Annotated in this window: 9 protein-coding genes, 1 tRNA gene, 1 rRNA gene and 1 riboswitch; all 11 genes read right to left on the reverse strand. The window is 57.4% G+C overall.

The features are described 5' to 3' along the window. Positions 1-143: 143 nt before the first annotated feature. Positions 144-314, reverse strand: coding sequence for a hypothetical protein (locus E6C55_RS34035; RefSeq protein ID WP_168736007.1), 171 nt, complete (start codon positions 312-314; stop codon positions 144-146). Positions 315-330: 16 nt separating this feature from the next. Then, a complete protein-coding gene (locus E6C55_RS32755) occupies positions 331-678 on the reverse strand; it encodes a hypothetical protein (RefSeq protein ID WP_136374044.1) in 348 nt (115 codons plus the stop codon). A gap of 21 nt (positions 679-699) precedes the next feature. Beyond that, positions 700-2031 carry a voltage-gated chloride channel family protein gene (locus E6C55_RS32760; RefSeq protein WP_136374051.1) on the reverse strand — a complete coding sequence of 444 codons (1332 nt, stop codon included), beginning with the start codon at positions 2029-2031 and terminating at the stop codon, positions 700-702. 407 nt (positions 2032-2438) lie between these two features. After that, positions 2439-2499, reverse strand: a riboswitch (Fluoride riboswitch). Positions 2500-2667: 168 nt separating this feature from the next. Next, positions 2668-2756 (reverse strand) — tRNA-Ser (locus E6C55_RS32765). 75 nt (positions 2757-2831) lie between these two features. Beyond that, complete coding sequence (gene serS / locus E6C55_RS32770) at positions 2832-4115, reverse strand: serine--tRNA ligase (protein WP_136374045.1); 1284 nt, start codon at positions 4113-4115, stop codon at positions 2832-2834. Positions 4116-4145: 30 nt separating this feature from the next. Next, on the reverse strand, positions 4146-4727 hold the full coding sequence (gene pdxT, locus E6C55_RS32775; protein WP_136374046.1) for a pyridoxal 5'-phosphate synthase glutaminase subunit PdxT: 582 nt from the start codon (positions 4725-4727) through the stop codon (positions 4146-4148). Between the two features lie 133 nt (positions 4728-4860). Then, the gene (gene pdxS, locus E6C55_RS32780) at positions 4861-5745 is read right to left on the reverse strand and encodes a pyridoxal 5'-phosphate synthase lyase subunit PdxS (protein WP_211093697.1); all 885 of its coding nucleotides are present in this window, start codon (positions 5743-5745) and stop codon (positions 4861-4863) included. Positions 5746-5874: 129 nt separating this feature from the next. Continuing rightward, positions 5875-7218, reverse strand: coding sequence for a D-alanyl-D-alanine carboxypeptidase family protein (locus E6C55_RS32785; protein ID WP_230986972.1), 1344 nt, complete (start codon positions 7216-7218; stop codon positions 5875-5877). A 167-nt stretch (positions 7219-7385) separates the two neighbouring features. Further along, a complete protein-coding gene (gene guaB, locus E6C55_RS32790) occupies positions 7386-8843 on the reverse strand; it encodes an IMP dehydrogenase (protein ID WP_136374049.1) in 1458 nt (485 codons plus the stop codon). Between the two features lie 171 nt (positions 8844-9014). Beyond that, positions 9015-10073, reverse strand: a complete 1059-nt coding sequence (locus E6C55_RS32795) for a putative glycoside hydrolase (protein WP_168736008.1) — start codon at positions 10071-10073, stop codon at positions 9015-9017. A 573-nt stretch (positions 10074-10646) separates the two neighbouring features. Then, positions 10647-10741: ribosomal RNA gene (gene rrf, locus E6C55_RS32800) — 5S ribosomal RNA — on the reverse strand; the annotation flags it as partial.

A 10741-nucleotide genomic window follows, 5' to 3' on the forward strand; every position in this document is an offset into this window, starting at 1 on the left:
GTAGATAACTCGATTTTCGACTGGGTTTGATTTGATGTGCCCTTTTTCTTGACTCATCCGCCTCATGGCCAAAAAAATTTCCAATTCTCATGAATCAGGGGCTTGACATCATACCGCTGGACTTTTTCCCCCTGCGTACGGGTTCAGGACTTCAGATGATGCAGACCGGTCGGATTATCGTGATTAAGCGCATCCTGGTGCCGTCGATCGTTCTTCTTCTGCTGCAATTGCTGGGCATGATGAGCATTCACGGGAGCGTGCTCCAGATCCTTCGCCACATTGCTGAGGTTCTTGTCCGACATGGAATCAGGCATGGATGAGCCGCCTCCCTTATGCATGGGTATAATGGTGCAGCGCTTGAGCGGTCTCGTGGAGATGGCGCCGGTAATCGGAGATCAGCTCCTGCATCGAATCGGTTCTCTCGTCGGTCGACTGCCCGTCCTTCTCGACGTCGGACAACTGAATGTCGATCTCCCGGCTGTCGATGTATTTGACGGAAAAATCGAATTCGAGCATCTGCCGACCCGACGTCTGAATGTGGACCAAGAGAGTATCGGCATGCTTCTCGTCCTCGAGCACGCTGGCCGTATCGCCGTTGCCGAGCCGCTGGCTTAACGTGTCCCGCCACGCTTGCGCCAGATCGGCTTGGGGAACGGCGAGTTTGTCGTTGGTTGACATGGGCATTGCACCTCCGCTCCGTTAGCTTGACCCGGCCTTCCGCTCTTCATTCACCTTTTTGAGGTGCAAGGAATCGAGTGTCGTATTTTCCTCTACTTGTACAGCTCTGCTCTTCGAAATCCCGATTCTCTGCGCGGTATAAATTCCGGTATGCCCCGAGAACAAGTAGCTGACGATGCATCCGATAAACAGGTATATCGCGCCTTCCGCTCCGAACAGCTCGATCCCCATAATAAAGCAAGCGATTGGCGTATTGGTTGCCCCGCTGAACACCGAGATAAAGCCGATCGCCGCCAGGAACGGAGCCGATAGGTGCAAATAATGGGCAAGCGCGCTTCCGAGCGTCGAACCGATGGCGAACAACGGGGTCACTTCGCCGCCCTGGAACCCTGCTGCCAATGTGACGGAAGTGAAGACGGTTTTGAGCAGAAAAGTGAAGGAGTCGACGCTTTCCTGGAAGGACTGCTGAATGAGCGGGATTCCCAGCCCCAGGTAATCTCTCGTGCCGAAGAGATACACCATGCCGATAATGACGAATCCGCCGCAGAAGCTTTTGAGGACGGGATTCTTGATGATCTTCGTGAAGAGCGCCTTAAGACGATGGGTCAGTTCGCTGAAGAGCAGCCCGGCTAACCCGAACAAGACGGAGGCCAGCACGATCTTCAACAAGAGAAGCGCACTGAAGTCCGGGACGGCCCCCATCTGGTAATGGAGATGATGAATTCCCCAGGCGGTCGTCACTTTGTCGCCTACGAAGCTGGCAATGAAGCAAGGAATCAAAGCCTCGTAGCGAATCAGACCAATCACCAGAACCTCAAGACCGAACACGGTTCCCGCCAAGGGAGTCCCGAACACGGAACCGAAGCCGCTGCTTATTCCGCACATCAAGATGATTTTGCGGTCAAGGGAGTTCAGCTTAAGAACCTTGCCGATCCATTCGGACAAACTCCCGCCCATCTGGACCGCCGTTCCTTCCCGGCCCGCCGAGCCTCCCAACAGATGCGTAACGAGCGTGCCGAACAGAACAAGCGGCGCCATCCGGAAGGGAATCGTCCCGTTGCCTTCGTGAATCTGCTCGAGGATGAGGTTGTTGCCCTTGGACGAGTCCTTGCCGACCTTCCAGTACAAGTAACTCACAAGCGCGCCGCCCACAGGCAGAAGCCACAGCAGCCAGGCGTGGGATATCCGCATGTCCGTCACCCAATCGAGACTCGCCAGGAACAGAGCGGATGCCGAACCGGTAAAGACCCCGACCAGCCCGCCCAATCCAACCCACTTGAGCAATGAGACAACAATTCCCACATGAATCCACTTTCCGGCCCATCCCCTGATCGTTGCTGCCGGACCTTCCATCAACTTTCTCAATGTTCGTCTCTCCTTCAATCGTAGGAATTAATAAAAGCAATTCGTCCCTGGTTCGAATGACTTTTGCGAATTTATATGATTTTTCACATTCGTCGGCTTGGATTGGCGGGAATCGCGGCGTTTTATGTGATTTTTAGCATACATTCGGCATTCTCGGTCGAGAATTCCTCCACGAATGTGATTTTTCACATATAATCACCCAAACTGTCCGTTATCGAGCCGCATGAATGTGAAATTTCGCATAAAACTCCCGGCATCTAGCGACATCTGCGGCTCCCATCCCTCTTGCACCGCTCGAATGGGACGTCGCGGCCCTCCTTCAACCGCCTTCGGCGTCCTCCGACACCGGAGCAGCCAAAACAAAAACTCCTACCAGCCCATGTTAAATAACACGTAAACTGGTAGGAGTCATTAGCCCAAAGGCGGTTAATGGCGAACTCCATCGCCTATTCAGTTATGGCGGAGAGAGTGGGATTCGCTCCGTCGCTCCGCAGCCACTCGTAACGAGCGGGCTGCGGTTAGTGCGACTATCACGCCGGGGCCTACGGACATGCCGTGTGGCATGTCCGCTTAACGGCCCGTTCTCATCCCACTCATACATTTAATCGCAAATTACTGATTTAATGGCGGAGAGAGTGGGATTCGAACCCACGTGGGCTTGCACCCTAACGGTTTTCAAGACCGCCCCGTTATGACCGCTTCGGTATCTCTCCAGGAAGAAGGCAGCGGCGTCATTCCGGAGAATGCCCGATCTGCCCCGTTATCATATCACAGACAAGAATCGGCGATCAACCCCTTGGGGCGATCTTGTCGATTCCTCCCATATACGGCCGCAGCGCTTCCGGAATGACGACCGTTCCGTCAGCCTGCTGATAGTTCTCTAGAATGGCCGCTACAGTGCGTCCGACGGCCAGTCCGGAGCCGTTCAGCGTGTGCACGAGCTCCGGCTTGGCGCCGGTCTCGCGGCGGAAGCGGATGCCCGCCCGGCGAGCCTGGAAGTCCTCGAAGTTCGTGCAGGACGAGATCTCGCGGTAGGTGTTCTGGCTAGGCAGCCACACTTCCAGGTCGTACGTCTTCGCCGAGCCGAAGCCCATGTCGCCCGTACAGAGCGCGAGAATGCGATAGGGCAGGCCAAGCACCTGCAGGACGCGTTCCGCCTCTCCTGTAAGCTCCTCCAGCGCGTCGTAGGACGTCTCGGGAGCGACGAGCTTCACGAGCTCCACCTTGTTGAACTGGTGCTGGCGAATAAGCCCGCGGGTGTCCCTGCCCGCCGCCCCGGCCTCGGAGCGGAAGCAGCCGCTGAAGGCGACGAACTTCGCCGGCAGTTGCTCGGCACTAAGAATAGTGTCGCGATACAGATTCGTTACCGGAACTTCCGCCGTCGGAATAAGGAAGTAATCCGTTCCTTCGATCTTGAACAGGTCTTCCTCGAACTTCGGGAGCTGGCCCGTGCCGATCAGGCTGTCGCGGTTGACGATGTACGGCGGCAGCACTTCCTCGTAGCCGTGCTTGTCCGCGTGCAGGTCCATCATCAGGTTAATCAAGGCGCGCTCCAGACGCGCTCCCAAGCCCCGGTAGAAAACAAACCGGGACCCCGTTACCTTGGCCGCGTTCTCGAAGTCGAGAATGCCAAGCCCGTCCGCGATGTCGTAGTGCGCTCGCGGTTCGAATTCGAAGGCGGGAACAGCGCCGACCTGGCGAACCTCGACGTTGTCTTCCTCGGATGCGCCGACCGGCACGCTCTCGTGCGGAACGTTCGGCACGGCGAGCAGGATCGCGTTCAGCTTCTCGTCGAGCTCGCGAAGCTCCTCGTCCAGCTCCTTGATTCGATCGTTAACGCTGCGCATCTCCGCGATCAGCTCGTCCGCGTTGCCGCCGCTCTTCTTCAGCTTCGCGACCTCCTGCGAGACGACGTTCCGGCGATTCTTCAGCGTATCGCTCTCGACAAGCCGCTCCCGGCGAGCGCTGTCGAGCTCCGGGAACGCTCCGATCAGCTCGAGCGAGGCGTTGCGGTTCCGCAGCGCCTGCTCCACCTTCGCATAATCGTTCCGCAGCAATCTAACATCCAACATGGGCTAAGCTCCTTTTCCCCCTGAATCGGGTCAATGTTTGGCGGCGGCTTCCTCGGCCATCTTCAAGAAGTATTCGTGCAGACGGTAGTCGTCCGTCAGTTCCGGATGGTAGGAGCAAGCCAGCAGATTCCCTTGCCGCGCGGTCACGATCTCGTCCTTGTACGAACACAGCACGTCCACGTCGGACCCGACTTCCTTGATCAGCGGAGCCCGGATGAACACCGCACGGAGCGGCGTGTCGATGCCCTTGACGTCCAGGTCCGTCTCGAAGCTCTCGCGCTGACGACCGAACGCATTGCGCGCCACCGTCATATCCATGAGACGAAGATGAGGCTCCTCTGCGCCCTCCAGCTTGTCGGCAAGCACGATCATTCCCGCACAGGTGCCGAACACCGGCTTGCCTTCGCCTGCGAACTCGCGGATCGCGTCGATGAAGCCGTACTTGCGCATGAGCTTGCCGATCGTCGTGCTCTCCCCGCCTGGAAGAATGAGGCCGCCAATCTCCTTCAACTGTTCAACCGTCTTGACCGCGACTCCTTCTCCTCCGGCCAACCCGATGCTGCGAATATGCTCCGCCACGGCCCCTTGAAGGGCCAACACTCCGATTCTCATTCCGATTCCTTCCTTCATAGCCAGATCTGCCGTGCCAGGTAAACCAATCGGGGCGGCTCCCACCGGCGATTAGATGCCAGTTGCGAAGCCGCCCGTCGCGAATGGATAATCAGATGGCCTTATGCCGTCCGGCTTAGAGGCCGCGATCCTGCATGCGCTCGGAACGATCCAGCTTGGAGATCTCGATCCCCTTCATCGGGGCGCCCAAGTTCTTGGATACGCGAGCGATCAGCTCGTAATCGGTATAATGCGTTGTCGCTTCGACGATGGCACGGGCGAACTTCTCCGGGGAATCGGACTTGAAGATCCCCGATCCGACGAAGACGCCGTCGGCGCCCAAATGCATCATCAGAGCCGCGTCCGAAGGCGTCGCAACGCCGCCTGCAGCGAAGTTGACGACCGGCAGACGGCCGGACTCGTGAACGCCGAGCAACAGGTCGTAAGGCACGCCCAGCGTCTTCGCTTCGTGGTACAGCTCGTCCTTCGACAGGTTCTGCACCTTGCGAATCTGGCCCGTGATCAGGCGCATATGGCGAACGGCTTCAACGATGTTGCCCGTTCCCGGCTCGCCCTTCGTGCGAAGCATCGATGCGCCTTCTTGAATGCGGCGAAGCGCTTCGCCCAGGTCCTTCGCTCCGCATACGAACGGAACGGTAAACTCTTCCTTGCTGATGTGGAACACATCGTCGGCCGGCGTCAGCACTTCGCTCTCGTCGATGTAGTCGACGCCGAGCGATTCCAACACCTTGGCTTCTACATAATGTCCGATCCGAGCCTTCGCCATTACCGGAATTGACACGACCTTCATGACTTCCTCGACGATCGTCGGGTCCGCCATACGGGCAACGCCGCCCGCCGCGCGAATATCGGAAGGAACGCGTTCAAGCGCCATAACGGCCGTTGCGCCTGCCGCTTCCGCAACCTTGGCTTGCTCCGCGTTCATGACGTCCATGATGACGCCGCCCTTTTGCATCTCGGCCATGCCGCGCTTAACTCTCGAAGTACCTGTCTCCATGATTACACACGCCTCCTGAATATACTATCCATAGATTTTACAGGAAGGGCCGCCAATAGACAACCCACCCGCTCGGGATTATTCCGCCATTCGTCCATCATTCGTCAATGAAGCAGCCGTTCGTCCATCTTGTCAGAACAGATCGACGATGCCCTTGAACAGGCTGGAGAAGAAGTCGCCGATGGCCCGTAGCATCAGCTTGAACCAGCCCGCCTTCTTCACGTCGTCCGCCGCGACCAGATCGATCGTTACGTTCTTATCATCTTGAGTAGAAGGATCCTTATACGTGTAAGTGACCGATCCGACCTTGTCTCCGGACTTGATCGGCGCCAAGAGCGGTTCCGTAAGCGGGGTTGCCTCGGTCACGGTCGGCTCGACCTTCGAGCCCTTCGGAACAAGAATCGTGATGTCGGTAGCCGTCACGACATTGACCTTCTTGGAAGCGCCCTTCTTGACCTTGAACGTCTCATGCTCCGTCACGACCGCCTTCGCGGCAACCACCGTCTGCTTCTCGAAGCTGCCGAAGCCGTAATCGAACAGCTTCGCCGTCTCCAAGAAGCGCTTGCCGTCGTTCATGCCGCCGGGCACACCCATGACGACTGCAATCAGACGGGTGCCGTTCCTAAGAGCCGTACCGGTGAAGCAGTTGCCGGCATTCGAGGTATGTCCGGTCTTCAATCCGTCGACGCCTTCGTAAGCGAACTTCTTGAAGTTCGTCACGCTGGCGTTGGACTCCAGCATCCAGTTGTAGTTGATAACCGGATCGGCATCGCGCTCACGGAATTTAAAGGAAGGGATCTTCGAATACTCGAGGAATTCCGGATAATCCTTCAGGATATGATAGGCCAGCAGAGCGGAATCCCGGGCCGACATCACCGTCTCCCCCTCGATCGAGGTCGGACGGTAAGCCTCCGGCATATCCGCGCGGTCCAGACCCGTCGAATTGATGAAGTGAGAATTCGTCATGCCAAGCTCGACCGCCGCTTCATTCATCAGCTTCGCGAACGCCTCCTCGGAGCCTGCAACCGTCTCGGCCAATTGCACCGTCGCGTCGTTCGCCGACCCGATCGCCATCGCCTTGTAGAGATCCTCGACCGTGTGCTTGTCGCCTACCGCGAGGAAGACGCGACTGCCGATCTGCTTGGCGGCGTTCTCCTGAACGGTAATCGTCTGATCCCAGCTTAGCTTGCCTTCTTCAATCGCCTTGAAGACGAGATATTCCGTCATCATCTTCGTCATGCTGGCCGGAGCCCGCGCCGTGTCCGCGTCAAGCTCATAGAGAACCTGACCCGTCGAAGCATCCATCAGAATGGCCGACTTCGCATCGAGCTCGGGCGCCCCTGCCGCATTCGCAGCGGCGGCGCTTCCCGCACCGGAGAATATAATCATCATCGCCATCACCAAGAGAACAGGGAGGGCCACGAATCGTTGCTGATTAAGAGACAGTCGTAGGATGGAATAATAATTGCGATTCAATGCGCGTATCTCTCCTTTATCACCGGTTGGATTGCTTGCGTCAGGAACAGGCATTAAACTCCGTTCATTATTGTATCACACCGCACACCCAACGAAAAAGCCGCAGGAGAGATTTCCCTCTTCTGCGGCTTCCGTCTCTATCTCTGCGCCTATACCCAAACCTAATCTTACAGCGAGTAATTCGGAGCTTCCTTCGTAATCTGAACGTCGTGCGGATGGCTCTCGCGCAGGCCAGCGCCGGTAATGCGAACGAATTCCGTGTCGTTCTTCAGCTCTTCCAGCGTTGCGGTGCCGCAATAGCCCATGCCGGAACGAAGGCCGCCCAGAAGCTGATGAATCGTGTCGCGGATCGGTCCCTTATAAGGAAGACGTCCCTCGATGCCTTCCGGAACGAGCTTCGATTCATCCTCCTGGAAGTAACGATCCTTGCTGCCTTCCTTCATCGCACCGATGGAGCCCATTCCGCGATAGGACTTGTAGCGGCGGCCTTGGTAGATCTCCGATTCGCCAGGGCTCTCTTCCGTACCCGCGAACAAGCTGCCGAGCATAACCGCACTCGCACCCGCCGCGATAGCCTTGGTGATCTCGCCGGAGTACTTGATGCCTCCGTCCGCGATAATCGGAACGTTGTATTCGCGCGCGACCGTCGCGCAATCGTAGATGGCCGTAATCTGAGGAACCCCGATACCCGCGATAATGCGGGTCGTACAGATCGAGCCCGGCCCGATGCCGACCTTGACGATGGAAGCCCCAGCTTCGATCAAGTCGCGGGTTGCCTCGCCCGTCGCCACGTTGCCCGCAACGATCGTCAGCTCCGGATACTTCTCTCGGATCTGGCCGACCATCTCGACAATATTGATATGATGTCCGTGGGCCGAGTCGACAACGATCAGATCGACGCCCGACTTCACCAGCGCATCCACGCGCTCGAACGTATCCTTGGATACGCCGACGGCCGCTCCGACAAGCAGTCTGCCGTGCTCGTCCTTCGCGGCATTCGGGAATTGAATCGCCTTCTCGATGTCCTTGATCGTAATAAGCCCCTTCAGCATGAAGGAATCGTCGACCAGCGGGAGCTTCTCGATCTTGTGCTGCTGCAGAATAACCTCCGCCTCTTGCAGCGTCGTACCCACAGGCGCCGTGACCAGGTTCTCCTTCGTCATCACGCTGCTGATCTTGATCGAATAGTCGTGCACGAAGCGAAGATCCCGATTCGTCAGGATGCCGACCAGCTTGCCTTCTCCGTCCACAATCGGCACGCCCGAGATCCGGTACTTGCCCATAAGCTCTTCGGCGTCATAGACGTGGTGGTCCGGAGTGAGCGAGAACGGGTTCGTAATAACGCCGCTCTCCGAACGCTTGACCCGATCCACTTCTTCCGCTTGCTGCGCGACCGACATATTCTTATGGATGATGCCAACGCCGCCTTCCCGAGCGATGGCGATCGCCAAAGCCGACTCCGTGACCGTGTCCATGCCAGCGCTGATCAACGGAATGTTCAGCCTCACGGACGAGCTGAGCGTCGTCGCTACGTTCACGTCCCTCGGCAGAATGGACGACTTTCTTGGAACGAGCAGAACGTCATCGAACGTCAGGCCTTCCTTGGCGAATTTGTTTTGCCACACGTGTAATTTCCTCCCCTATCCGGTTGTATTGAGCCGGTTATTCTCCAATTAATTATAGGCAATCTTAGCAGAGGCCTGTAGGGCTGTCAAGGCGTACACATGGCCTATCCCCGCCCGGCGGAACGTTTGTTTCCCCGTCAATCTCGCGCCCCGCCTACAACTTACGAAAATTCAGCTACCTAAGTTTGGATATCGACTTGACGCATTCCAGAGAAGATAGCCGTGTACCCCTTCGCGGGAGGCGGCTCTGATCTGTTCGCGAACCTGAGCCGCGCCGTATGCCTGATGAGGATGCACCCACGAGGCCGTGAAGCTCTGCAGCCATGGGCGAATCTCGGCGGCCCTGCGGCCATTCTGCCTTAGCCGTTCGTTCTGCCGGTTGGCATCCTTCATCGCATGGGACACAATCGCTCCCGCATTCAGATCGGGCGCACGGATTCCCCAGATGCCGGAGCTGTAGTGGGACGGATAAACCATCGGAGAGATCACATCGACCTCGCCCGCTATCGTCGACCAGCGCTGTCCGATCCCCATGTCCGTGCTCGCCGTGCCGATCAACCCGAACACGTCCGCCGACACCTTCCCTCCGGATCGGTGCACCTCTGCGGCCGCCTTGCGGAGGAACTTCTTGATCGCCTCGTCGCGGCTCCAATTGTTAGGGTTATGGAAGCTTACCTCCCGATCTACCTTCACCTGATTCTCCGGGAAGCGCACATAATCGAACTGAACCTCGTCGAACCCGATTCTTATCGCCTCCCGCGCGAGCGCAATCGGATAGGCCCATGTCTCTTCGCGATAGGGATCGATCCAGCCCTCGCCGCCCCTGTCGCGCCATACGCTCCCGCCCTTGCTGCGAAGCGCCCATGCCGGCATGGATTTAACGAGCGAGGGATTCTTGAAGGTCACGATTCTTGCGATCAGGTAGATCCGCTTGTTCTTCAACCGTTTAACCGTCTGGCGGAAAAAAGCGGCGGAGCTGTTATTCGACGGACTTGGAGAGGAAGGAGGGAGTGTGATCAGACTCGAGCTGCCGTTGACATCGATGACCATCGCGTTCAATTCCGTTCGTTCGATGAGCTCGACCAGTTGCTCCAGCCTCTTGCTTCTCGCTACATTGGAGGTGACATAGATCCCCCTAATCGGGAGCTGCCCCTTCAGGCGTGCGGAGCTCGAGTTCGATTCCGCGACGGCCGCCGGCATCTCGCGGGGCCGATTGTCGGTTGGCGCCATAGCATCTTGTTCTTGTTCTCGTTCTCGTTCGGTCGCCGGCAAGTCCGAGCACCCCGCACCGCCAAGAAGTGTTAAAACCAGCAAGATAACGAACATCGGCCTGATCTTGCCCGCCTTCCATCGCATCACAAGTCCCCCTGTCTTCGCCATTAAGGTATGGTTAGTATAGGCGGACATCATCTCCGTATTGAGTTGGAACTTCTGGCAATGTAGGGGCAATTGAGAAAAAAAGACGTATAGGAGGGGACGCGCAACAGCCCCGTCTCCTCGGCGGATGAGACGGGGCTGCGCAGGGGTTCGCATGCGAATGTATCTCATCATGCCGCCCGGCGCTATTCTTGCATGGAGTGGGCAGTGGTCTAGTCTGGGTTGTGTACGCACGCCGGTTCGGACATGTTATTTGGAACGATACGTCGCAGGATTAACCTTCCCTAATAGTACCAGCCGGAGCTTAGCTTCTCTTTAAGAAGGGATTAAATATTCGTTAAATCGGCAACTGTGCAACACCATGCAAAAAAGCACCCGCGAGGGTGCTCTTCCACTTCTTGCTCTTCGATTCGGTCTTGCTCATCGGCTTGGCAACTTCCTACTCTCCCAGGACCCTGCGGTCCAAGTACCATCGGCGTTAGAGGGCTTAACGGTCGTGTTCGAGATGGGTACGCGTGGAA

It is taken from the genome of Cohnella fermenti (genome assembly GCF_004801405.1).
GTDB classification, from domain to species: Bacteria; Bacillota; Bacilli; order Paenibacillales; family Paenibacillaceae; genus Cohnella; species Cohnella fermenti.

What these genes read in the sequence shown, in the direction of transcription:
- serS (WP_136374045.1), bottom strand. Translation starts at nt 4,115, where the DNA reads ATGTTGGATGTTAGATTGCTGCGGAACGATTATGCGAAGGTGGAGCAG.
- E6C55_RS34035 (WP_168736007.1), bottom strand. Translation starts at nt 314, where the DNA reads ATGCCTGATTCCATGTCGGACAAGAACCTCAGCAATGTGGCGAAGGAT.
- E6C55_RS32795 (WP_168736008.1), bottom strand. Translation starts at nt 10,073, where the DNA reads ATGGCGCCAACCGACAATCGGCCCCGCGAGATGCCGGCGGCCGTCGCG.
- E6C55_RS32755 (WP_136374044.1), bottom strand. Translation starts at nt 678, where the DNA reads ATGTCAACCAACGACAAACTCGCCGTTCCCCAAGCCGATCTGGCGCAA.
- E6C55_RS32760 (WP_136374051.1), bottom strand. Translation starts at nt 2,031, where the DNA reads ATGGAAGGTCCGGCAGCAACGATCAGGGGATGGGCCGGAAAGTGGATT.
- pdxT (WP_136374046.1), bottom strand. Translation starts at nt 4,727, where the DNA reads ATGAGAATCGGAGTGTTGGCCCTTCAAGGGGCCGTGGCGGAGCATATT.